Genomic DNA, 23,283 nt, shown 5'->3' with positions numbered 1-23,283 from the left:
CTACGATGAGATCGATCCCCCCAGCGCCTGCTGATGGGGCCGGGGCCCATCAATGTGCATCCGCGTGTGCTGCGCGCCATGGGCGCTGACATGCTCGGCCAGTTCGACCCCGAGATGACGGAATACATGAACCAGACGATGGATCTCTATCGTCAGGTCTTCATGACCAGAAATCGCTGGACCTTCCTGATCGACGGCTCGGCCCGCGCCGGGATCGAGGCCGCACTCACCTCGCTCATCGAGCCGGGTGCAAAAGTGCTGCTCATCCGCTCGGGTCGGTTCGGTATGCTGCTGGGTGAAATCGCCGAGCGCCTTGGTGCCGACATTGCCACGATCGATCTCGAATGGGGGCAGGTTGCAACGCTGGCGCAGATCGAAGCCGCACTTGCCGAACATCGTCCCGCCGTCTTCGCTGCCATTCATGGCGACACCTCGACGACGACAGCCCAGCCGCTCGAAGGCGTTGGTGCGCTGTGCCACAAATACGGTGCGCTCTCTTATGTCGATGCCACGGCAACGTTGGGCGGCATGCCCGTGCGTACCGATGAATGGGAAATCGATGTGATTTCCGCCGGGCTTCAGAAATGCATGGGTGGCCCGCCGGGTAGCGCCCCCATAACCGTCTCCGACAGGGCTGCCGAATTCATTTTCTCACGACGCAAGGTCGAAAGCGGCATTCGTCGCGACGATATCAGCGACGGCATACGCCCGTTCATCCGCTCGAATTATTTCGATCTGGCGATGGTGATGGATTACTGGTCCGAAAAGCGCCTGAACCATCACACCGAAGCGACCTCGATGCTCTATGCAGCACGTGAATGCGCCCGTCTGGCGCTGGAAGAAGGGCTCGAAAATCGCTTCACCCGCCATGTCGCCGCAGGCAAGGCCATGTCTGAAGGGCTGCGCGGCCTCGGCCTCACGCTATACGGTCAGGACGCCTATCGCATGAGCAATGTGACCGGCGTATATATTCCCGAAGGGATCGATGGCGAACGCGTACGCAGCCGTATGCGCGACGAATACCAGATCGAGATCGGCACGGCTTTCGGCCCGCTGGTCGGCAAGATCTGGCGTCTGGGCGCCATGGGCTATAATGCGGAGCTGCACAAGGTACGTCTGACCCTCGCCGCCCTCAAGGCCGTGCTCGAAAGCGAGAGATAGCCCTTTACGGGAGCGTCTCCACCGACTGGATCTCGTCATGGATCGCCTTGAGCACACGTTGCGTGGTGGCGAGGTCTTCTGCTGCCACGCCTGAGATCGCCCGCTGCTCGATTCCGCGCGACAGACGCATGACCTCCTGAAGACGGGTTTCGCCCGCATCTGTCAAAGTGACAAAAAAAGCCCTGCGATCGGTTTCGTCCGGCGTCCGTATCACAAAACCCTTCTCCTCAAGCGTACGCAGGATACGCACCATTGAGGATTTATCGAGCAGCAGGGCTTCCGCAATTTCCTTGGGATGCATCGGTCTGCCATGGCGTTGCAGCTCCAGCAAAGGCTGCCAGGTGGCATCGGTCAGATCATAGGGCCTGAGTTGCGCATCGAGGATCTGCCGCCACCGCCGGGCGATCAGAGCCATCATGCGTCCCGTCGTCGGCGCCATGGCCGTATCTGCCGTCATGGCGCTGACCCTGACAGATCGTCCGGTGCGTTATTGCTCAGATCGAGCTGGCCTGTCGCATGAGCCAGAGATGCTGCCTTGGTAAAGGCCTGGGCAATACTGACAGCAAGCGAGGCCTGCGCTTCGAAAAGCGCTGCCGCTGCGGTCGAGGCGTCTGTCATTGTGCCGACACCATGAGCATAGGCCTGACTTGCCCCTTCATTGGCCGTCTGTGCGGCATCGTTGAGCACCTGCGCCGATTTGACCTGTGCCAGAGCCGTTTCGAGCGCATCCTGACTATCGGCACCTGACGCTCGACACTCAACCGGTCCTTGAGCAGGGTCGCTTCTGCCGCATCACGACGGGATTCGGCCATATGAATGGCGTTGGCGCGCAACCCGCCCTGATAGATCGGCCAGCTTAGCTGTAGAAACGCGCCTGCCTCAGGCTGGGCGATGGCCGAAGCCGGTGCCGAACGCCCCGTGCCATAGGTCTTGAGCGCGCCGAGATAACCCGACGCTGTGCCGACAAAGGAAATCTGCGGTCGCAGCGCCGCTTTCGACGCCAGAACGGCCTCATCCGACGCGCGCAGCTTGGCGATATCGGCCAGCAAGTCGGGGCGCGAAGCGAGCGCCTGATTGACGAGCTGCCTGATCTGCTCTGGCGCGCTATGCGGCAATGCCTGTGCCGGAACAGGCTCGATGGCCATAGCCAGCGTGGCGGGCAAACCGGTCACCTCAAGCAAAGCGTGACGCGCGCCATGTTCGGCATCGATGGCCTTGTCGAGATCGAAACGTGCCTGAGCCAGATTGCGCTGCGACGTGGCAACATCGACAATCGTTGCCTCGCCATGATCGTGACGCGACTGCGCCGCCCGCAACAGCAAAGCCATATTATCGACGGCATGATGAGAGGCAACGACAATGGCCTGCGCCGCCTGCTGCGCGTGATAGGCGCTGATCACATCGAGGATCAGTTGCTGATGCACCGCCGAAAAACCGAAATTGGCCGCCAGTGTCTGGAATTTCGCTTCTCTTATCTGCGCCCGTGTCCGCCCGAAATCGAGCAGCAGGTAATCGAGCTCAAGCTTGGGGAAGGCTGCCGCCCCGTTCGAGGTCAGATAACCACGGCTCGACAGATAATTGGGCAGGGGCAAAGCCATGCGCTGAAACCCGCCCATGGCCGAAAAGGTCAGTTGGGGCAGCATGGCCGCACGCGACATGCCGACATTGATCGCGGCCTGTCTGGCAGACTCCCAGGCGATGCGGGTGCGCGGGTTATTGCGCTCGGCCAGATCTATCAGCTGCGGCAGAGCAAGCCCATGGTCCGAGCCTTCAGGCAAGACGGGGCCAGCGTGAGGCGCAGATCCCTGACCTGGCAACATACCGCCTGAGACTACCGGATTGCGTATATCGGGCGGCAGAACCAGACCGGTGCTGGTTGTCGGGTGCCAGGCATGATCCGCGCTCTGCGGCGCAAGATCGCGCGTGTCGTTACAGCCACAGAGCAGCGACGCCACCAGAAGAAGTGAAAAAGCGGGTCGGGTCATCGGGAAAATCCGGGAAGCGGAGCGGGACATCAGGCAGTGCCTTCCTGTCCACGCGCATCGGGGTCATAAATCTGGATGATCTGGCGCAGCCGTTCATCAAGCAGGCCGAACCAGACCATGCGCTGGGCGTCGTATTCCATCACGGGCAAAGGCGGCAGACGGGTCTGCAAAGCCAGTCCGTCACGCCCGTCATGAAGCCATTGCGCCAGTTCGTCGAGCCACAGGCGCATGGTCTCGACATAGTCGCGAGCCGCATCATCCGGCTCGCGACGAGCATCGGAGATGACAGCCACGGGGATCGAAAGCATCTGGATGTCACTCACCAGAGGCAGGGTGATATCGGGGATGAATGCCTCGCCCCTCAGACGTTCTTCCTCGAAAGGGGCATTACGCAACGCCATGCGGGTGGCCGCGACAGAGCGACTGAATTTCTCGCGCTCGCGTTCCTGCCTGATATCGACGGCAGCCTCGGGGCTCTCGCGGCGGAGCACGATCAGATCGCCCAGTTGCCTGACAGCACCCGCAAGATGCTTGCGGGCCACGTTGGTCGCGCTGACAGGCCAGAGCGCTGCGGCCATAAGGTAAACCACGACATTACCGATGATGATTCCCACCACGCGGTTACGCGCCGTCTCCATATCGAGCGTGGGACCGTAGCCCTGCAATATGGTCATGAAATAGGCCATGGCGATCTGCACACCTGCGTAGGAGATACGCTCGCTACCGCTTTTGATCCAGCCGGCAAAAGCCGCAACGGGATGACAACCAGGATGAGATCCAGACAATCGGTCAGCGATGGCATGAAAACGAGGATCGTCCCGATACCGAAAAATGCCCCGATCATGGCACCGACCACACGCAGCAGCATCTTGTGCACGCTATCACCGACTGTGCCGAGCGAAACCAGAAAGCAGGTGACCACGCAGGTCTGAATACCCGGCCAGGAGGTGAAACGTGTGATCGCGTAACAAATGACAACGCTGAGCGCGATACGTATAGCCGCACGTGGATAGGCCGGGTTGCTGAAGGCGTCCTGCTTGAAAAACCCCTGCGCTGCCGCCCTGATTTCAGGAGCAAAACTCGGTGCTGTCGTCTCCGGGCGCATCAGAAGCCCGTGAATGATCGTCAGGCTACGAATAAACTCGATCGCCAGCGGATAGAGCTTCGGGTCATCGCGAAATTCGGCCGCCAGGGCTTCGAGTTCGGCCTGATCGAAATCGATCGCAGGTGCCCGCTCGCGTCCGTGCTTGTACACATGGCCGCATTGCGCGACGATCCGTCCGATACGCTGCAGAAAACGCGAGCCTTCGGGCCGACCGAGCTGGCTCCAGGCCAGCACGATCATCACCAGACGGGCCGTATTGCGGATCATGGCCAGGCCGACATGATGACGCGACATCTCGGGGTGGATCTTCATGCTCAGATCGTGAAACTGACGCAGCAACGCTACACCCTGCTCCGCGAAGCCCCTGATCGACGCCATCTCGCCCGTCCGAGGCGTGGCCCCGGTCTCGCAGGCACGCGATACCGCCTCGAAGCGCTGCGCCAGACCGTCTCGCAGCATGGTCAGCGGATCGTACCCGGCGAGGCGATTGACGATGGCGATGATCGCAAGCGCAATAATGAACACCGCGCCGACCCAGAGTAGCGTATGCAGCATTGCCTCTTCGGGCGGCATGAACGCTGCATCGGGCACGGCGCTATCTGTCGTATTACCGATAAACCCGTCGAGCGAATACCCGACCGTCTCGAGCATATCCGCGCTCATGGACATGTAAACGATCCAGAAGAGCAGGATATTCGCGAGAGACCCCATGGTCATGGCCTGGGAGAGAAACCCGGCCGCCAGTGTCATGAGCAGCATGAGAGGCAGCCTGAGCCCCGGCTCGGAAAGGCTTGCCATCATCAACAGGATGGTCAGCGCCGTTCCTGCAACGATAACCGCGCCCCCTACGAGCGCTGTGCTCGTATTCGAGGCCGCGTCATTGCCGGAGAGAAAAAAGCAGATGAAGACCAGCACCGGCAGATCGGGCACACGAAACGTCTCACCGATGATGATCGTCACGATTACCTGCACCACCAGCAGCACCGTATTGCGGGCACGGCCGGATACAGGGGCCATTTCCTTTTTCAGAAAGGAAAAAGTCGATGGCGGATCGTTCCGCCTTTTGCGGCGTATCGCCCCAGCCATCTCCTGCCGGACTGCCGTCATCGCATGACGACCACGACGACCGTGGCTCCGACACGCATCAGCTCGCTCGGCGGGTTGTCGAGCCTGATGCGCACCGGAAAGCGCTGGGCGATGCGCACCCAGTTGAGCGTGCGCGGCACTTTCGGCAGACCATTCGCGCTGGTCCCCTCATCGGGCACGACACCGGCATTGAGGCTTTCAAGCGTGCCCATGATCGGTCTGCCTGGCTGGGCCATGGCGTAGACCTTGACCCTCTGACCGGCCATCAACCCGACGAGCTGGGTTTCCCGAAAATTGGCGATGGCCCACCAGGTTTCACTGTCGACCAGAGTGAAGACAGGCTTGCCTGTCGACGCATACTCACCTGAGGCAACGTTCAGATCAGTCACGATGCCGTCGCAGGGTGCTCGCACCGTCGTCAGCCTTAGATCGCGTTCGGCTTCACGAAGCTGGGCCTGGGCAGCAGCGAGATCGGCACGTAAAGGCGCCACGCTTCGCACCGCCTGATGCGCAGACACTGCCGATTGCAGGGCCTGCTGCAAGCCTGCCTCTGCGCTGCGCGTCTCGGCAAGCGCCTGATCGAGCGCCTCACGCGTCACGAAACCCTGTTTTTCGAGTGGAGCCAGACGGTTCTGAGTGGCATGCGCCAGGGCAAGACGGGCACGGGCGCTCTGAACAGCGCTGGCCTCGGCTCCCGCATGGGAGACCTGCGAACTCACCTGACTGGTCTGGACGTCGATCTGCGCCTGAAGACCATCGACCTGCGCCTGAGCCTGTTGCACCCGATAGGTGTAAGGCTCGGGGTCGATCACATAGAGCACCTGACCGCGCCTGACCTTGTCATTGTCATGCACGGCAATCGACACGATACGTCCGCTCACTTCAGGCGCCAGATGCACGATATTGGCGGCAATATAGGCATCTTCGGTTCTCGGGCGCTCATGAAGCCGCTGCAACACCAGGAAGCCGGTAATAACACAGGCAGCGAGAGACAGAACCAGGAGCGCGATGCCCCCGATACGGGAGGTAAGGGAACTCATGAAGGGACCGCCTGACACCTTTGATCGATCAGTTCATAATATCCGACCGGACAAAGGCTTTCGCTAAACAGGGGACTGACATCAATGTCCGATCCTGAAGGACCGGACATCGCCTCAGTGACCGAAGAAAACCAGCCACACCAGAAAGGTGACGGCAACCATGAAGGCGATATAGGTCAGCATCGGCGCGGGCACGGCCTGCTGCAAGTTGAATACGCCCAGCACCGCACGCAGCATCGCAGCTGCCACAGCGCCCAGCGTCGCACAGAGCATCCAGGACGGAAAAAACGAGCCCAGCACATCCTGTAACGGCGCACGCGTGCAGCCGCTCAGCGCAATAGCGGGCAAGGGCACGACGCGGCAAAGCGCGAAAAGCCCCCGTCTGGGGGAGGAACGCAAAAGGATCATTGTTCTGTCATCTGATGTCGTTTTCTGTACCCGATGAAAGAACACCAAAATGGTTTATATATCAACCAATATCTCAGAAGGCGTCTTCCCGTTGTGATAACGCGACAATGATGCACTGGCAGTCAGCAGCAGAAGCCCTCAACACAAGAGCCCCGTGCAAGTCTTGCACACCCTGTATAAAGCAAGGCAGTAAAACATCGATTTTCTGGAAAAATGGGGGATTTCAGCCGAAATAAAACAGAAAGACCTTTTAAAAAGGATGCAATCTTCTGTTTTTCGATGAATGATGGTGGAGCCAATCGGAATCGAACCGACGACCTCCTGAATGCCATTCAGGCGCTCTCCCAACTGAGCTATGGCCCCGCCGTATCAAAACCGGCCCCTTGGGTCAGGCCAGTGGCGCGGGTATAGCGGGGGGCTTGCCCCCTGACAAGCCCTTAAAACACTATTTTTTCACCATGTCGAAATCGCGCAGTATAGCCAGAAGCGGGAGGCGCGGCAGACCCAGTATGGCGTCATGATCGCCCTCAATCGCCTCGAAAAGCTGTACACCCATTCCTTCGAGCCTGTACGCCCCCACACAGGATAAAAGAGCCTCACCCTCGCTCTCTATATAGGCGTCGAGAAACGCTTCGCTGAAGTCACGCAGGGTCAGTTTCGGAGTGGCCAGATGCTCCCAGAGCTTCTGGCTGTTTCTGTACAGCACCAGCGCCGTCTGAAGATGGTGCGTACGGCCCCTGAGATAAGACAGCTGCTCACGCGCCTGATCGAGTGATTCCGGCTTGTCGAAACCGATGCCATCGCACTCCAGAATCTGGTCTGCCGCGATAACAAAATCGGCGCTCATAAAATAGAAATCCCTGAAAAACCCTAGAGCTTTGGCATCAGCGAGCGCCAGAGCGATGGCCCCGTGCGATGCCTTTTCGGCCCTCATTGCGTCTCTGATTGCAGCCTCATCAATCCCTACGGGGCAGGACGTGACCTCAACACCCGCCTCCCGTAGCAAACCAAGCCGCGCCGACGATCCGCTAGCGAGAAACAGGCGGGCTTTGCCCGGATTCGCATGTGCCGACTCCATAAGGCGTCTCCTTTCGTGAGGGGGGTGAATGAGTACCGTCAGTACTGGGGTACATGGGGATTGTACGAGGCTTCTGGAGCAGGCGTACCGAGTACCGTGGATTGTACTTTTTCTGGCGGTACCGGTGGGTTGTACACAGGTCTTCTGTGGGTATTTCGGGATAACTCTCACAAATGCTTCAAACCAAAGGCATTATCGTTTGTACACAGTGTTGGTAAGTCGGGGTACGTTTTCGGAAAGATGGGTACCCCGTCATCCACAGGGATCAACCTATCCGACAGGATATCTTTCTCTTTTCTTTTATGATTATTGGTCGGCATGGATAGCGAAATCTCACCTCTGCCCAAGCCTGCAAAACCGCTTCTGCGTGTCCTCCAGGGAGAGGCTGTCTGGCCCCCTCCGATCTGGCTGATGCGACAGGCCGGACGCTATCTTCCCGAGTTTCGGGCCCAACGCGCCAAGGCAGACTTCCTGACGCGGTGTACCACCCCCGATATCGCGGCCGAACTGACCCTTCAGCCCATTCGCCGCTACGCCATGGATGGCGCCATCCTGTTTTCCGATATTCTGGTCCTGCCCTGGGCCATGGGTCAGGATCTGAAATTCATCGAAGGACGTGGCCCAGTCATGGCGCCGATCCGCAACAGAGCAGATCTTGATGCCCTGTCTGCCTCACGCGTAGCCGAAACCGTAGCGCCGATCCAGGAAACATTGCGGATTCTGGCCCGCGAACTCCCCCAGCCTACGACGCTTCTCGGCTTTGCTGGCAGTCCCTTCACCGTGTCCTGTTACATGGTCGATGGGGGCAGTTCGCGTGAGTTCGGCGTAACCCGTGCCATGGCCCTGCAGGACCCGGCTCTGTACGGCGATCTTATCGCCCTGTTGACACAGGCCACCACCGATATGCTGATCGGCCAGATCGATGCCGGTGCCGAAGCCGTCATGCTGTTCGATAGCTGGGCCGGTCTGTTGCCACCGTCGCAGTTCCGCCAGCATGTGATCGCTCCCACACGCGCCATCGTGCAGGGCATCCGCGCCGCTCGACCCGGCGTTAAAATCATTGGTTTTCCGCGTCTCTCCGGGCTGATGGCCCTCGAATATGCCCGTGAAACCGGCGTGGACGCCCTAGCTTGCGATACATCGGTCGATATGGCGCAGATGGCCGCTCTCTGCCCCGACACGCTGGCGCTGCAAGGCAATCTCGACCCGATCATTCTCAAAAATGGCGGGCAAGCCCTCATCGATGAAGCGCACACGATCAGGAACGCCCTCAAAGGCCGCCCGCATGTGTTCAATCTCGGTCATGGCGTGATGCCCGAGACCCCACCAGAACATGTTGGCGCCCTCGTCAACGCCGTGCGCGATATCGGCTGAGATCATGACACACGCCCTGTCTCCTTCGGGTAAGCTGCGCCTCGTGATCTTCGATTGCGACGGCGTGCTGATCGACAGTGAGGGCCCCTCCTGCCGTCTCGTGGCGCGTGTGGCCCGTGATCATGGCATTGCGCTCAGCGATGAGGAATCGCTGGAGCGTTTTGCCGGAAAGGCGCTGGCTCAGGTCAAGCGCGAACTCGAAGCGGAAACAGGGCGCGATCTCGGCGCAGATTATGTGGCTGTCATGCAGGACAAGCTGGTCGATCTGATGCGTGACGAGGCCGTGCCCATTGATGGCGCTGCCGCCATGCTGGAGGGGGTCTCTGCGCTCGGTCTTCCTTTCCGGGTCGGTTCGAACTCATCCTGGCCCGAAATGGAGGTGAAATTCGACCGCGTCGGTTTTTCTCCCCTTTTTCCGCGCCATCGGGTTCACTCGGCACGCGACATGATGCGCCCCAAGCCGGACCCCTATGTCTTCCTGCATGCTGCAGCCGAGGAAAATAGTGACCCGTCCTGCTGTGTGGTGGTTGAGGACTCCGATACCGGCGTTCAGGCCGCGCATGATGCTGGCATGGCCTGTATTCTGCTCAGGGCCGAAGGTCCGCCTCCTGCCAATGACTGGCCCGGATTGAGACGCATTGCCCATCTGAACGAACTTGTACCTGTTCTCGCTGATGTGCTGAAGGAACAAGCGCGATGAGCGCCCTCATGCCCTGGTTTCCCTGGCTCAAAGTGCTGCACATCTTGGCCTTTACCTCATGGATGGCCGGTAATTTCTATCTGCCGCGCCTCTTCGTCTATCATTCCCAGGTTGCTCCTGGCACCGCAGAAAGTGCTCGCTTCCAGATCATGGAACGCCGCCTTCTGCGCGCGATCATGACCCCGGCCATGATCGTCACCCTTCTTTCGGGTGGGCTGCTCGCCTCGCTTCCCGGATTGATCGACTGGTCTGCCCCCTGGTGGTGGATCAAGCTCGTCACGGTGCTGCTGCTCTGCGGCTTTCACGGTTTCTGCGCCCGCTGGCGTCGTGAATTTGCTGCCGATCAGCGTCTGCATCAGGAGCGGTTTTACCGCATTGCCAATGAGGTGCCGACACTTCTGATGGTTGTGATCGTTATCATGATCGTGGCACGACCCTTTTCGGGGTGAGAGGCCTCCAGGCTCTGCCCTGGACCCGCGAAGGGACAAGCCCCTCCGGTCCCCGCTTGAGATCAAACAGGTTTCCAAAGGATGACCATCCTTTGGCGGGGAGCGGGGCAGAGCCCCGCCTACTCTTCAGGTCGCTCCGAACCGTCGATAAAGAAACTCACCGTCGTGACCAGCGGTGGCGGCCTCCATGACCAGTGTATGCTGGTTTGAGCGGGCGCAGACAGGATCGGTCGCTGATGCATCGCCGGTCAGGGCGAGGGCCTGGCAGCGACAACCGCCCCAATCCACTTCCTTGAGACTGCAATTCCGGCAGGGCTCGGGCATCCAGTCAGTGCCGCGAAACAAATTGAACAGGGGGGAATCCTGCCAGATGGTGCCAAGCGATTCCGTCGCGACGCTGGGGAAGACCACGTTCGGGATGGTTTCAGCGGCGTGGCAGGGCAGCACCTTGCCCGAGGGGGTGATGTTGACGAAACGCTGGCCCCAGCCGCCCATGCAGGGCTTGGGCTGATCGGCGTGGTAATCGGGTGTGACGTAGTCGATGGCGAGGCTGTTGCCGAAACGGGCGCGGGCCTTCACCACAGCTTCGGTGGAGGCTTCGAGCTGGGCGGCTGAGGGCATCAGAAGATCGCGGTTTTTGAGGCCCCAGCCGTAGTACTGCGTATGGGCGATTTCGACACGACCGGCGCCAAGCTCATGGGCAAGATCGAGCATTTCGGGCACGCGCGCGACGTTTTCGCGATGCACGACGAAATTGAGGGTGAGCGGAATGCCACGCGCCTTGATGAGACGGGCGGCATTGAGTTTCTTCTCCTGAGCGCCACGCAGACCGCCAATTCGTTCGGCACCGGCCTCATCGACATCCTGAAAAGAGAGTTGGATGTGGTCGAGTCCGGCCGTGTCGAGCGCTTCGAGTGTGGCGTCGTTGATGAGCACGCCCGAGGTGATGAGATTGGTGTAGAGATTGAGCGTGTTGGCGTGACGCACAAGTTCGGGCAGATCGTTGCGCGCCATGGGCTCGCCGCCGGAAAAATGAACCTGCAACACTCCCAGAGACGCCGCCTCGTCGAGCACACGCAGCCAGTCTTTCGTCTCCATTTCTGACGCCCGGCGATCGAGGGCGAGGGGATTGGAGCAATAGGGGCAGGCAAGCGGACAGCGATGGGTCAACTCAGCGAGCAGGCTCATCGGGGGCGGCGCGAAACTCATGCGCTCAGCACTTTCTGGTCGATGAGCGAAGCAAGAAGGGTCTGTACATCGGCAGCAATTGTGTCGCGTGGTGCCTGATAGGTCTCGGCCAGCGCGTCGATCAGGGCGCCGAGCGGTCGGGCGCCATCGACGAGGCGTAGAATGGCAGCGGCGATGGGATCGGCAATGAAGGCTTTTTCGGGCGCCTGAATCAGCCAGACGTCGCGCACGCGGTCATGCTGAAGGCGATGACCGCGGGTAAATTTCAGAATGCTGTCTTCGGAAACGCTCACGCGCTGAAAGCCTCTGGGGTATGGGCCCCCGCAAAAGCGCCGGGGGCAGGATGGCCTTCCATATACACATGCTGGAGCGCATCGAGCATCGTCCAGAGCACGTTGCATTTGAAAATCAGCGCATCGATGACCTCTTTCTGCTGCTCGGCCGTGCGGGCGTGCTCCTTCACATAAGCCAGGGCAAAATCGGAATCGCGCGGGGCCTGGGTGAGGCGCGGGGCGAAATAGGCCAGGGTCTCTTCGGAAATGAAATCGTAATGGCGCAGCATGCCGGATACGCGCTCGCTGATGATGGTGGGCGAGAAGAGTTCGGTCAGCGACGAGGCAATGGCGGCCAGAACGGAGCGGTCGCGCACATAGTGCACATAGGCTTCCACGGCGAAGCCGGTTGCGGGCAGCATACCCTGAAGGCTTTCCACATAGGGGCGTGAAAGGCCAAGCCCGTCTGTCAGTTTGAGCCAGCGCGCAATGCCGCCCGTGCCGGGTTCGTTGCCGTCATGGTCTTCGAGGCGACGACGCCATTCACGACGCAACTCGGCCGTCGGCAGGCGGGCGAGCAGGGTTGCATCCTTCACGGGGATGGAGGCCTGATAGTAGTAACGGTTCAGCGCCCAGGCCTGAACCTGGGTGCGGTCGAGCCTGCCATCATGCAGGGCGCGATGAAACGCATGACGGTTGTGATAGCGCTCGGCGCCGATTTCGCGCAGGCGGGCTTCGAGGGCGTCGGGGGTAAGAACCGTCATGATGTGCTCCCAATGTCAGGCGCAGACCATCTTCGCCGATGATCCAGCCTGCTTCTTCCGCCGTCCGGCGCTCCGGCGAATCCGGAAGGAGGACGGGGTTTGAGTTGTTAATGTGAATAAAAATGCGATGTGCTGGCGCGTCATGCAGCGTCGCAATGATGCCTTCGGGGCCGGACATGGAGATATGCCCCATACGCAGCCCGGTCTTGGGGCTGAGCCCGGCAAGGATCATCTCGTCATCGCGCCAGAGCGTGCCTTCCATGAACAGCGCATCGGCGCTGCGTATGCGGGCGCGTATCTCAGGAGTGAGATCGGCACAGGCGGGCAGAAAGATCAGCCTATGCTGCCCGTCTGTGATGTCGAGCCCGATCGTCTCGCCCTTCTGGCTGGCAGATGCTCGGCATAGAGCGGTGCCTTGCCGGGCACGTCGAAGGCTGTCACGGTCAGACCTGACGGTGTGTCGTCCTTGTTCGGCAGGGCAAGCGCGCTGAGGTCGTCGAGCACGAGGCGCGGGACGATCTCACGATTGACCGCCTCGAAGATCGGATTGGCATCGAGCTGAGCATGGGTTGCCTGCGTGGCATAGAGGCGGAAAGGCTCGCGCTCGCGCAGGGTCAGCAGCCCGGTGATAGAATCGATTTCGCCATTGGTGAGAATGACGCCCTGTATCGGGGTCGAGCGCAGACCGGTCTGTGCCTGCAATTCCGGGGTTGCGAGAATTTGCGACCGCAGATCGGGCGAGGCATTGAGTACAAACCAGTTATGGCCATCGCCGCTGACAGCCAGCGAGGCCTGGCTACGGGAAGGGATCTTGCCTGCGCGGGCAGCGCGGCAGGCAGGAGCGTTGGAATTCCACTGGGGAAAGCCGCCGCCAGCGCCGCTGCCGAGAACGATGATATCGAGCATGGTCGGGGTCAGTCAGTCCGTCATCGGCCAGAAACGACAACAGCCGCACGAGGGGTGCGGCTGTTGTGTGTAAGCGAACCGATGAAGAACTTACTTCTTCTGGCCGCAGACATAGGAGTTGATTTCGGCGCCGAGCGGAATTTCGGTAACCTTCGGGGTATTCCAGGCCATGACGATATCCTTTTTGAAAATCATAGTCGTGTGCTGAGACAGCTATACGATACAACCCGAAAATGGGTTGCAAGCCAACGTGATTCAACCCAATAAAATGTAACCTGCTTCACGTTGATGGCAACGATTGTGATCCCGGGCGGTTGATCGGCGTTCATGACGGCGCCCGTTCCATGCCGCAAACCGCCTTTCAGGAAAGAACAGCCCGCCATGTCAGACCCGTCTCTGACTTCGGACACGCCCATGCCTGAAGCCGGGCAGAAGGCGATGTCTTCTCGTGAAGTGTCGAATGCGGCCCCCGAGGCAAGTGAGACTGTTGAAAGCGATGTCCATCAGGCCGGCTGATCCGCAAGGCCATGATGCGTCACAGTCTCGGTCTGCGCGATGTCGGTATTCTCATTCTCTCGCTGCTGGCTGTGTTCTACACACTGTATTTCGCTGCTGATATCGTTCTGCCCTTCGTCTTTGCAATCGTGGTCAATCTGCTGATGATCGGGCCTATGCGTTTTCTGCACGGGCGGTTGCGCATCCCCAAGCCCATAGCGGCCCTTATGCTGATCATTGCCATGTTCCTGCTCGTGGTCGGCATCGGTACGGCCATCTCGGTGCCAGCGGCAGCGTGGCTCACCAAGGTGCCGCAAAGTCTGCCGGCGCTTCAGCAGAAGCTGGCCTTTCTGCAGGGGCCGATCGACTCTCTGCAACGGGGCTATCTGCGCGTGGTGGCTCTCATGTCGAGCGGCGGCCATCATCATGCCAGCGCAGCGAATGCTGCAGCATCATCCTCCGCGAATGGCGCTGAAACCCTGCGCGTCTGGGGCTCTTCCTTTCTGATAGGCACGCGCGCTTTCATGGGTGAGTTCTTCACCATGCTGCTGATGCTGTTCTTCCTCATGACAGAGGGAGACAGCCTGCTGCGCCGTATCGTTGAAATCATGCCGACCTATTCGGACAAAAGGCGCCTGGTGCAGATCACCACGCAGATCGAGCGCAATGTCTCGCTCTATCTGGCGACCATCACCATCATGAACCTGCTGGTGGGCGCTCTGAACCTCCTGCAATGCTGGCTGACAGGTATGCCCAACCCGCTGCTCTGGGGCGTGCTTGCGTTTCTGCTGAACTATGTGCCAATCATCGGACCGCTGACCGGGGTTGTGGTCTATTTCTGCGTGGCGTTGATCAGCTTCCCCTCCTTCCTGCTGGCCTTGCTGCCACCCGCGATCTATCTCTGCATTCATATTCTCGAAGGCGAGACGATCACCCCCATGCTGCTGGCCAAGCGCTTCACCCTGAACCCGGTGCTGGTGATGGCCTCACTGCTGTTCTGGGACTGGATGTGGGGCATTGGCGGGGCATTTCTTTCGGTGCCGATGCTCGCTGTATTCAAGATCTTCTGCGACCATATCGAGGCCCTGACGCCTATCGGCCATGTGCTGGGCGGCCCGGTGAGACCGCGCTCCTTGCGGACCCTGGGCCCTGAGGTCACACCCGAGCCCAGCCCCTGAGGCGCGCTGTCGCGACAAAATGACCGTTCGGAACGCACATGACATGAAATTATCATGCGCGTTTCGCAGTCATATCCTATTAGAACACGGTTCTGAGGCTGGAGACCGCTTGGCTGAGCAGGGGTGAACGGCTATCAACTGCGACAAAATGTTTCATACTCCCTGAGCCGAGGTTTCCATGCGCTCCCTTGCCGGCCTTGCCTGATCATGCAGGCACCTCTTATTCGCCGCCTCGGTCTGGCTGCGCTTATCGCCATCGTCCTTCTCGGAGTGGTGATCACAATCATTCATGAGCATGGTGGCCCCCGTCCTGGTCGTCCTCTGGCGCAGCTGACACGCGAAAACGGCGTGGTGATCGTCACCGATGATTCACCGCTCATGAAGCGTCTTCATGTCGAGCCGGTCAAAGCCAGCATTCTGGCTCATGGCCTGCGTGTGCCCGGAATGGTTTCGGCTGAACCCAGGCGCAGTTTCAATATCCTGACGCCTGTCACTGGCCACGTCATCAAAACTGACCTCCAGCCCGGTCAGATGGTGCATCAGGGCGATGTGCTGGCCGTACTGGCTTCGGGTGATCTCGATCAGGCCTATGCCGATCTGATGAAGGCACGCGCCCAGCAGACCTATCAGGAACGCGTGGTCAAGCGTGCCCAGGATGTGCTTGCCGTTGGCGGTAACGCGCGCAAGGATCTGGATTCTGCTCTCAACGATCTGGCTCAGGCCAAGGCAGAGCGTCAGCGTGCCGAGCGTCGTCTTGAAACCCTGAACAGCCGCACCGATCAGGATGGCGAAGGACTGGTGCGCCTGGTCGCCCCTGTAGACGGCTCATCGCCAGTACGACATTGGCCCCTGGTGTGAATATCACCGATGCCACGGCTGTCCAGGCTGTGCTGCTCGATATTTCACAGCTGCAGATCGACGCCGAAATTCCTGAAGAATCGGTCGGTATCGTCTCGCTCGGTCAGCAGATGACCGCGCAGATCAGCGCGCTTCCGGGGCGGCATTGCGTCGCGCCGATCCAGTCGATCGAACCGGCGCTGCACAGCGATACGAGACGCGTGATCGCCCATATTACCTGCGACAATCCCGATGACATGCTGCGTCCGAACATGTTTGCCGATATCGAGATCGCGGTGAAGCAGCCAGAGATGGTGCTCATTCCCAAGACGGCACTGCTCATGAACAACGATCGTCTGACCGTTTTCGTGCAGGATGGCGCAGCGATGCATTTCCGTCGTCGTGCCGTGACAGTGAGCTATGACGAGGGCGACACAGTGCGCGTTCTGTCCGGGTTACAGGCGGGCGAGACGATCGTCACCCGTGGCGCCATTCTTCTCAATGATCATGACTGATTTGTCAGCGCCGCAGATGAGAGCTCTATAATCCGTGATCGCGACCCTGATTTCCTGGTGCTTTGCGCGCCGTCATATCGTTTTTATCTGCGCTGTCTTTTTGGCTCTGGCGGGTGGTTATGCCTGGCGCGTCTTGCCGGTCGAGGCCTATCCCGATCTCGGGGCCGTCAACGTTCAGGTCACGACCCAGGTTTCCGGCCTTGCCGCTGAAGAAATGGAACAGCAGGTGACGGTGCCGCTCGAGCGTGCGCTCGCCGCCGTGCCGGGCGTGACCGAAAGCCGGTCGAGCAGCACATTCGGCCTGTCGCTCATCACCCTGATCTTTCATGACGGGGTCGATGTCTTTACTGCGCGCCAGCTCGTGCTCGAATTGCTGGGCACGGCGAGTATGCCTGATGGCGTGACACCGCAGCTCGGACCGATTACCGGGCCTGCTGGCGAGATTTTTCGCTATACGCTGGAATCGGATTCGATGGATCTGATGCAGCTCTCCGATGTCCAGCGCTGGATCGTCATTCCGACGCTTCAGCGTGTGCCGGGCATCGTGAACGTCAATAATTTCGGCGGGCTTACGCGCGAATATCAGCTCGTACTCAAGCCCGAGGCATTGCTGCGCTACGGGCTAAGCACCGACGATGTGGTCAACGCCATCAAGAACAACAACGCCAATGCGGCGGGCGGGCGTGTCACGCGTGGCGAGCAATCCTATATAGTTCGTGGCGTGGGCATGATCCACACGCTGGATGACATGAAGCGCATCGTCGTTGCCCAGCATAACGGTACTCCTGTCCTGCTGAGCGATCTGGGCCAGGTACAGTTCGGTCATCAGATCCGTGAGGGTATTCTGGGCAAGGATAACAACCCCGATACCATCGAGGGCATCGTGACCATGCTGTCAGGTGCCAACCGTCTCTGGTGCTGGACAACGTCCATGGTGTTGTCGACCAGTTGCAGGAGCGTCTCAAGCCGCTCGATGTCCGTCTCGTACCCTATATCGATCGCGACAATCTGGTGAAGGCCACGACCCACAAGGTCGGCGAGACCATGGTTGAGGGTATCGGCCTCGTTCTGGTCATTCTCACGCTCTTCCTCGGTAGCCCGCGCAGTGCCGTGGTGACGGCGGTGACCATACCCCTCGCCCTCTCGACCGTGTTCGTGCTGATGCATTTCTTCGGCATGTCCGCCAATCTGTTTTCGCTCGGCGCCATCGATTTCGGCGTGATCGTGGATGGTGCCATCGTCATCACCGAGGCCATTCTGCGTCTGCGTGAGGAATCGCCCAAAGCCACGCTGACCAGTACCGAAGTACTGAGCGTGGCGCGTATCGCCGGGCGTTCGATCTTTTCCTCCACGCTCATCATCATCGTGGCCTACAGCCCGCTTTTCGCCTTCGAAGGCAGTGAAGGCAAACTCTTCCGGCCTATGGCCTATACGGTCAGTTTTGCGTTGATCGGCGCGCTGGCCTGCGCGCTTTGCCTCATCCCGACACTCAGCTACCTCGCTCTGCACAAGCCGCGCCGCATCTGGCATAACCGGCCGCTTGAGGCCTTGCACCATGCTTATGAGCGTGGCCTCAATCACATGCTGGCCCGCCCGCTTGTCACGTATATCGGCGGTGGCGCGGCCTTGCTGGCCGTTCTGGTTCTGGGGGCTACTGTCGGGCGCGAATTTCTGCCTGATCTCGATGAAGGCGCGCTCTGGCTTCAGGTGCAGTTGCCAACCGGTATTTCACTTGATGAGGGAAGCCGTATCGCAAGCGAAGTGCGTTCGGCGATCAGGGAGTTCCCTGAAACCTCCTATGCGATTACCCAGCTGGGTCGCAATGATGACGGCACCGATCCGTGGACATTCTCGCATATTGAAATGCCTGTCGGACTCAAACCCTATGATCAGTGGGCAAGTGGCGAGACAAAGGCACAGTTCATCAATCGGTTGCGCGACAGGCTCTCGCAGATCCCCGGTATCAGCTTCGGTATCAGCCAGCCCATTCAGGATGGCATGAATGATCTCGTTGGTGGCGCGCATTCGCCTCTCGTCTTGCGTGTCTATGGCAATGATTTTCATGAATTGCGCCGTATCGGTCGTGAGATCGTGGGTGTTCTGCATGATGTGCCCGGTACGGCCGAGGCCTCGATCTTTCAGGAGCCGCAGATTCCGCAGCTCATGATCACTCCGCGTCGTGAACAGGCCGCGCGCTATGGCATCAACGTGTCCGATATCAGCACCGTGGTGCAAAATGCGATCGGCGATGGCGCCATCACGCAGGTCTATGTGGAAGACCGCGTCTATAACGCGACGCTGCATGTGGGCAGCAAGGATCTGAACGATCTCGCCTCGATCCGCTCGCTGCCGCTACGGTCGACGGAGGGCGCGCCCATCCCGCTGGCCGAAGTGGCCGATGTGGGCCTGCATATGGGCGAAAGCAACATTGCCCATGAGATGGGCGAGCGTCAGATCACCATTCGCGTCGATAACGGCCAGCGCCCGCTCTCTCAATATCTCGAAGATGCCCAGAAGCGCATTGCTGCGCAGGTGCATTTCGATCCCCGCAAATATCGTCTGCAATGGGCAGGCAGCTTCGAGCAGGAGCAACGGGCCCAGGCCCGTCTGGGCGTAGCTTGCTGGTCATGTTCTCGATCATGCTGCTGCTTCTGTTCATGGAGTTCGGTACGTTCCGCCATGCGGTGCTCGTTCTCAGTGTCGTGCCGCTTGCCACGCTGGGCGGTCTGATTGCCCTGCATCTGCGCGGTGAGACGCTCAATATTGCGACCGCTGTCGGATTCATCGCGCTGTTCGGTGTGGCCGTGCAGAACGGCATCATCATGATTGCAGCGATCAACCGGCATCATCGTTCCGGGCTGAGCATCCATGACTCCGTTCTGGCTGGCGCAGGAGAGCGCTTTCGCCCTGTTCTCATGACGGCAACGGTGGCCAGCGCAGGCATGTTGCCTGCTGCTCTCGCCACCGGCGTTGGTACGGACGTGCAACGCGGTCTGGCTACCGTGGTGGTGGGCGGTCTTGGTATCGCGACCATGTTGACCCTGTTCGTTCTGCCCGTCTTCTTTTTCGAGATGGAGCATTTCATCGAGCGCCGTAAGGCGCGCCGTTCGGGAGGCGTGTCATGAGAAAACAGCTCTTGCTGACCTGTGCCGGAGCCCTGGCCTTGTCGGGCTGTGCCATAGGTCCGAATTTTCACCGGCCTGACATGCTCAAGAATGCCGCTTTTCAGAGCAACGCCCTGCCCGCCACGATTCATGCACGCAAGGCAGTGGTGCTGCCGGTGCGGCCCAGACCCTGACTGTCGGGGCAGATCTGAGTGGCGAATGGTGGAAGGCACTTGGCGCGCCGCAGCTCGATGGTCTCGTGGCGCGTGCCCTGCAGAACAACCCGTCGCTGAAATCGGCTCAGGCTTCGCTCAAGGCAGCCTATGAGCAGACGAAGGTGGCCGGGGCGCCGCTTCTGCCCAGCATCTCGGCCTCGTTCAACCCGACACGCAACAAGACGTCTCAGGCTCTGTCGCCTGTGCCGGCCAATAACAGCTATCTCTATAATCTTCATACGCTTCAGCTGAATATCTCCTATCAGCCGATCTCTGGGGCGGCTTGCGTCGTCAGGTCGAAAATCAGGCAGCCCAGGCGGAGATGCAGCGTTTTCAGCTTGTCGCCACGACGAATACGCTGATCAATACGCTGGTCGTCACACTGATCACCCAGTCGAGCGTCAACGCCCAGATCGCGGCGACCAGAGATATCATCGCGACCCAGCAGAAACTGCTGGACGTCATGCAAAAGCAATATCGTCTGGGTGATATCGCCGAGGCGCAGGTTCTGGCTCAGAAGGCCGCCCTTGCGCAGGCTCAGGCCACTCTGCCGCCGTTGCATCTTCAGGCCGAGCAGGCGCATGACCAGATCGCAGCCCTTGTCGGCACAACGCCTGACGAGGTTCTTCCTGAAATCCCGCTCGAGACCTATCGTCTGCCTGCCACTTTGCCGGTCAGTCTGCCGAGCGCCTTGCTGGCGCAGCGCCCGGATATCCGGGCGGCGGAATCGCAGATGCACAGCACCAGTGCACAGGTCGGTGTGGCCATTGCCAATCGATTGCCTAATGTGCAGCTTTCAGCGACGCCGGGTCAGGCCATCAATGCCATGAGCCAGTTCTTCACCCCCGGTTACGGCAACTGGTCGATTGGGGCCATGGTAGCGCAGCCGATCTTCCAGGGCTTTTCCCTGATGCATCTCGAGCGTCAGGCCCGTGACAATCTTCTGGCCGCTACGGAGCAGTACAAGAACACCGTGCTGACCTCGATGCAGAACGTGGCTGATACGCTTCATGCCCTACAGGACGATTCAGACGCCCTGACCATCAGCGCCGCTAACGAGGATGCCGCCGTGCGCAGCCTGCGCATCTCCCAGAGTCAGATGTCTTACGGCGATATCAGCCCGATTCTACTTCAGGCGGCGGTACAGATCGAGCTTGAGGCGCGTCTCAACCTGATCCAGGCCAAGGCCACGCGCTTTACCGATAGTGTCGCCCTGTTTCAGGCGCTCGGTGGCGGGTGGTGGCATCGTAACGATACCGCTATGAAGGTTCCCTCGACAGACTGGCACGCGGCGTTCTGACCTTCCTGGCGCGCCGCATGACCGGCGCGCACAGGAGAACTATCGCTGATGAAGTCCCCCCGTCTTTCCCGCCTGGCCCTGCTTGGCTTCGGCTGTCTTCTTGGTGCAACAACCGCGCTCGCCTCTCCTGCCTGGGCGGCCGCGCCTGACAGCAAGGCCGAGACGGCTTTCGACAAGCTGCTTGACGAGGAATGGCAGTATCAGCTCAAAAACGCGCCGGAGCTTGCGACCTCTATCGGCGATTATCGCTATAACGACCGCTGGAGCGATCTTTCCCTCGCCCATATCAAGGGATCCGTGCCCGTCTTGACGGGTTATCTCAAGCGCTTCGAGGCCATTGCGCCGGCATCGCTCGACGACCAGCGTCAGATCAGCCGCGCGATGATCATCCAGCAATTGCAGGACTCGCTCGAAGGCATCCGTCTCAAGACCTATGAGATGCCTATCGATCAGATGAACGGTGCCCAGCTTCAATATCCGGGTTTCGTCTCCAGTATCCCCTTCGATACCACGAAGCATTACGAGGATTACCTCGCCCGTCTGCGTGCCATCCCCAAGCTATCGATCAGGTGATCGCCCTGGCCCGACTGGGTGAGAAAGACGGCCTCATGCCGCCGCGCTTCCTGCTGGAAAAAGCCGAGCAGCAGGTCGAGCAGATTGCCGCCCCCGAGGGTGAGAAGAGCCCGTTTGGTGAGCCCGTCACGAAATTTCCTGCCAGTGTTCCTGCTGCCGATCAGCTGCGTCTGCGCAAGGCGATTCTCGCCGCCATCGATCACGATGTGCGTCCAGCCTACCAGCGTCTGGCCGCTTTCATGAAGCAGGGTTACGCCGCTCATGGTCGCGCTCAGGAAGGGGTCTGGGCACTGCCTGGCGGCGATGAACTCTATCGCTACGATATTCGTACCCTGACCACCACCACCATGACGCCGAAGGAAATCCATCAGCTCGGGCTCGATCAGGTTGCGAAGATCGAGGGCGAGATGGTCGAAATTGCCCATAAGCTCGGCTTTCCGGATCTCGCCGCGCTGCGCGCTTCTGTGGCCAAGGATCCCAAGCTCTATGCGACCTCACGCGAGCAGATCATCGATCTCTATCGCAAATATATCGCGCAGATGGAGCCCGCTCTTACGCGTTATTTCGACAAGATCCCGACCACCAGGCTGGAGGTGCGTCCCGTCGAGCGTTATCGCGAGGCGGAAGCCGCCGGTGCCGAGTATCATCAGGGCACGCCTGACGGCTCACGGCCTGGCATCGTGTTCGTCAATACGGGCGATTACGCCAAGCGCGATCTCTACACGGCCGAAGACACGGCCTATCATGAAGGTGTGCCGGGTCATCATTTCCAGATCTCCACGGCCCAGTCCCTGCCGCTACCGCCGTTCCGTCAGCAGGGTTTCTACAACGCCTATATCGAAGGCTGGGCGCTCTATGCCGAAGGTCTCGGCAAGGAACTGGGATTCTACAAGGATCTCTACAGCGATTACGGTCGCCTGAACGGCGAACTTCTGCGTGCCGATCGTCTGGTTCTGGATACGGGTGTGCATGATCTGCACTGGACCCGCGCCCAGATGCTGGAATTCTTCCACGCGCATTCGCCCACCAGCGAGCCTGACATGCAGGCCGAGACCGACCGCTACATTGCCTGGCCCGGTCAGGCTCTGGGCTACATGCTCGGCCAGCAGACCATCTTGCGCCTGCGTGAGAAGGCCAAGACCGAGCTCGGCGCCCGGTTCGACATCCGTAAATTCCACGACGTCGTGCTTTCCGGTGGCGCCCTGCCGCTGAACCTGCTCGCCGATCGCGTGGATAGCTGGATCAAGGAAGTGAAGGCCCAAAAGTAAAGGGGCGCACGGGGCTCTGCCCCGCCCTCCGCCAAAGGATAGACGTCCTTTGGAAACCTGTTTGACCAAAGCAGGGATCGAAGGGGCTTGCCCCTTCGCGGGTCAGGGCAGAGCCCTGAGAGAACAAAAAAACTCTATTCCGAAATTCTGTCGTTCCCACTGGCCTGCGAACAGGGCAGGATTGTAGGGATATGTCTCTGACTTCGTCTTCCCCCGACAAGATTTCCCCCGATGAGCTGACTTCGCAGGAGCCGGCGCCTGAGGTCGATCTCAAAGCAACTC

23 protein-coding genes, 1 tRNA gene and 3 pseudogenes are annotated in these 23,283 nt (G+C 59.9%); 13 read left to right on the top strand and 14 right to left on the bottom strand.

Translation table 11 applies throughout. The features are described 5' to 3' along the window. Nucleotides 1-33: 33 nt before the first annotated feature. Nucleotides 34-1,161, top strand: a complete 1,128-nt coding sequence (locus tag JCM25414_RS17645; protein ID WP_081775813.1) for a pyridoxal-phosphate-dependent aminotransferase family protein — start codon at nt 34-36, stop codon at nt 1,159-1,161. A 4-nt stretch (nt 1,162-1,165) separates the two neighbouring features. On the opposite strand, the gene JCM25414_RS05960 is transcribed toward JCM25414_RS17645, so the two are convergent. The 9 genes from JCM25414_RS05960 to JCM25414_RS05920 form a co-directional block, all read right to left on the bottom strand. Next, nucleotides 1,166-1,618, bottom strand: a complete 453-nt coding sequence (locus JCM25414_RS05960) for a MarR family winged helix-turn-helix transcriptional regulator (protein ID WP_025841039.1) — start codon at nt 1,616-1,618, stop codon at nt 1,166-1,168. Then, a complete protein-coding gene (locus JCM25414_RS23305) occupies nt 1,615-1,779 on the bottom strand; it encodes a hypothetical protein (RefSeq protein ID WP_159101717.1) in 165 nt (54 codons plus the stop codon). Before JCM25414_RS23305 ends, JCM25414_RS05960 begins: the two co-directional genes overlap by 4 nt. Continuing rightward, nucleotides 1,776-3,176 (bottom strand): TolC family protein, encoded by a 1,401-nt coding sequence (locus JCM25414_RS05950; RefSeq protein ID WP_025841038.1) that lies wholly within the window; start codon nt 3,174-3,176, stop codon nt 1,776-1,778. Before JCM25414_RS05950 ends, JCM25414_RS23305 begins: the two co-directional genes overlap by 4 nt. After that, complete coding sequence (locus JCM25414_RS25850) at nt 3,176-3,832, bottom strand: hypothetical protein (RefSeq protein ID WP_408734871.1); 657 nt, start codon at nt 3,830-3,832, stop codon at nt 3,176-3,178. The genes JCM25414_RS05950 and JCM25414_RS25850 overlap by 1 nt, the downstream gene beginning before the upstream one ends. Beyond that, nucleotides 3,817-5,268 carry an FUSC family protein gene (locus JCM25414_RS25845; RefSeq protein WP_051535716.1) on the bottom strand — a complete coding sequence of 484 codons (1,452 nt, stop codon included), beginning with the start codon at nt 5,266-5,268 and terminating at the stop codon, nt 3,817-3,819. Before JCM25414_RS25845 ends, JCM25414_RS25850 begins: the two co-directional genes overlap by 16 nt. A gap of 86 nt (nt 5,269-5,354) precedes the next feature. Beyond that, nucleotides 5,355-6,377, bottom strand: coding sequence for an efflux RND transporter periplasmic adaptor subunit (locus JCM25414_RS05935; RefSeq protein WP_025841035.1), 1,023 nt, complete (start codon nt 6,375-6,377; stop codon nt 5,355-5,357). Between the two features lie 114 nt (nt 6,378-6,491). After that, nucleotides 6,492-6,785, bottom strand: coding sequence for a YtcA family lipoprotein (locus JCM25414_RS05930; protein ID WP_025841034.1), 294 nt, complete (start codon nt 6,783-6,785; stop codon nt 6,492-6,494). Nucleotides 6,786-7,072: 287 nt separating this feature from the next. Further along, nucleotides 7,073-7,148: transfer RNA gene (locus JCM25414_RS05925), tRNA-Ala, on the bottom strand. A gap of 82 nt (nt 7,149-7,230) precedes the next feature. Then, complete coding sequence (locus JCM25414_RS05920) at nt 7,231-7,863, bottom strand: Maf family protein (RefSeq protein ID WP_025841033.1); 633 nt, start codon at nt 7,861-7,863, stop codon at nt 7,231-7,233. A 339-nt stretch (nt 7,864-8,202) separates the two neighbouring features. On the opposite strand from JCM25414_RS05920, the gene hemE reads away from it, so the two are divergent. Genes hemE through hemJ form a run of 3 tightly spaced genes read left to right on the top strand, consistent with a single transcriptional unit; the run spans nt 8,203 to nt 10,386 of the window. Then, nucleotides 8,203-9,237, top strand: a complete 1,035-nt coding sequence (gene hemE, locus JCM25414_RS05915) for a uroporphyrinogen decarboxylase (protein ID WP_035442785.1) — start codon at nt 8,203-8,205, stop codon at nt 9,235-9,237. 4 nt (nt 9,238-9,241) lie between these two features. After that, nucleotides 9,242-9,937 carry an HAD family hydrolase gene (locus JCM25414_RS05910; RefSeq protein WP_025841031.1) on the top strand — a complete coding sequence of 232 codons (696 nt, stop codon included), beginning with the start codon at nt 9,242-9,244 and terminating at the stop codon, nt 9,935-9,937. Continuing rightward, complete coding sequence (hemJ, locus tag JCM25414_RS05905; RefSeq protein WP_025841030.1) at nt 9,934-10,386, top strand: protoporphyrinogen oxidase HemJ; 453 nt, start codon at nt 9,934-9,936, stop codon at nt 10,384-10,386. Before JCM25414_RS05910 ends, hemJ begins: the two co-directional genes overlap by 4 nt. Nucleotides 10,387-10,512: 126 nt before the next feature. Here the strand turns inward: hemJ and pqqE are convergent, their stop codons facing one another. The 5 genes and pseudogenes from pqqE to pqqA form a co-directional block, all read right to left on the bottom strand. Next, nucleotides 10,513-11,595 carry a pyrroloquinoline quinone biosynthesis protein PqqE gene (gene pqqE, locus JCM25414_RS05900; protein WP_025841029.1) on the bottom strand — a complete coding sequence of 361 codons (1,083 nt, stop codon included), beginning with the start codon at nt 11,593-11,595 and terminating at the stop codon, nt 10,513-10,515. After that, nucleotides 11,592-11,867 (bottom strand): pyrroloquinoline quinone biosynthesis peptide chaperone PqqD, encoded by a 276-nt coding sequence (gene pqqD / locus JCM25414_RS05895; RefSeq protein ID WP_025841028.1) that lies wholly within the window; start codon nt 11,865-11,867, stop codon nt 11,592-11,594. Before pqqD ends, pqqE begins: the two co-directional genes overlap by 4 nt. Beyond that, nucleotides 11,864-12,610: a pyrroloquinoline-quinone synthase PqqC gene (gene pqqC / locus JCM25414_RS05890; protein WP_025841027.1), complete on the bottom strand. Its 747-nt coding sequence runs from the start codon at nt 12,608-12,610 to the stop codon at nt 11,864-11,866. Before pqqC ends, pqqD begins: the two co-directional genes overlap by 4 nt. 13 nt (nt 12,611-12,623) lie before the next feature. Next, nucleotides 12,624-13,516: pseudogene (gene pqqB / locus JCM25414_RS17635) on the bottom strand (pyrroloquinoline quinone biosynthesis protein PqqB); the annotation flags it as partial. A gap of 90 nt (nt 13,517-13,606) precedes the next feature. After that, the gene (pqqA, locus tag JCM25414_RS17630; RefSeq protein ID WP_023978294.1) at nt 13,607-13,687 is read right to left on the bottom strand and encodes a pyrroloquinoline quinone precursor peptide PqqA; all 81 of its coding nucleotides are present in this window, start codon (nt 13,685-13,687) and stop codon (nt 13,607-13,609) included. A gap of 156 nt (nt 13,688-13,843) precedes the next feature. On the opposite strand from pqqA, the gene JCM25414_RS22880 reads away from it, so the two are divergent. From JCM25414_RS22880 to JCM25414_RS17605, 9 genes and pseudogenes are all read left to right on the top strand, one after another. Further along, a complete protein-coding gene (locus JCM25414_RS22880) occupies nt 13,844-14,032 on the top strand; it encodes a hypothetical protein (protein ID WP_148300963.1) in 189 nt (62 codons plus the stop codon). Nucleotides 14,033-14,043: 11 nt separating this feature from the next. Next, nucleotides 14,044-15,189, top strand: a complete 1,146-nt coding sequence (locus JCM25414_RS17625) for an AI-2E family transporter (protein ID WP_369346005.1) — start codon at nt 14,044-14,046, stop codon at nt 15,187-15,189. Between the two features lie 207 nt (nt 15,190-15,396). Continuing rightward, a complete protein-coding gene (locus JCM25414_RS25840; RefSeq protein ID WP_051535715.1) occupies nt 15,397-16,047 on the top strand; it encodes an efflux RND transporter periplasmic adaptor subunit in 651 nt (216 codons plus the stop codon). Further along, complete coding sequence (locus JCM25414_RS25835; protein WP_051535714.1) at nt 16,044-16,541, top strand: efflux RND transporter periplasmic adaptor subunit; 498 nt, start codon at nt 16,044-16,046, stop codon at nt 16,539-16,541. The genes JCM25414_RS25840 and JCM25414_RS25835 overlap by 4 nt, the downstream gene beginning before the upstream one ends. 34 nt (nt 16,542-16,575) lie before the next feature. Further along, nucleotides 16,576-19,666: pseudogene (locus JCM25414_RS17615) on the top strand (efflux RND transporter permease subunit). Then, nucleotides 19,663-19,839, top strand: a complete 177-nt coding sequence (locus JCM25414_RS24645) for a hypothetical protein (protein WP_242403389.1) — start codon at nt 19,663-19,665, stop codon at nt 19,837-19,839. The pseudogene JCM25414_RS17615 and the gene JCM25414_RS24645 overlap by 4 nt, the downstream one beginning before the upstream one ends. 65 nt (nt 19,840-19,904) lie before the next feature. Further along, nucleotides 19,905-20,222: a TolC family protein gene (locus tag JCM25414_RS25830; protein WP_277911052.1), complete on the top strand. Its 318-nt coding sequence runs from the start codon at nt 19,905-19,907 to the stop codon at nt 20,220-20,222. Next, nucleotides 20,183-21,160 carry an efflux transporter outer membrane subunit gene (locus JCM25414_RS17610; protein ID WP_277911051.1) on the top strand — a complete coding sequence of 326 codons (978 nt, stop codon included), beginning with the start codon at nt 20,183-20,185 and terminating at the stop codon, nt 21,158-21,160. Before JCM25414_RS25830 ends, JCM25414_RS17610 begins: the two co-directional genes overlap by 40 nt. A 48-nt stretch (nt 21,161-21,208) precedes the next feature. Next, nucleotides 21,209-23,001, top strand: a pseudogene (locus JCM25414_RS17605) (DUF885 domain-containing protein). Nucleotides 23,002-23,283 lie beyond the last annotated feature (282 nt).

Source organism: Asaia platycodi JCM 25414, assembly GCF_000614545.1.
GTDB lineage: Bacteria > Pseudomonadota > Alphaproteobacteria > Acetobacterales > Acetobacteraceae > Asaia > Asaia platycodi.
Note: the sequence above shows the minus strand (reverse complement) of the source record. Positions and strands in the feature narration are given on the sequence as shown.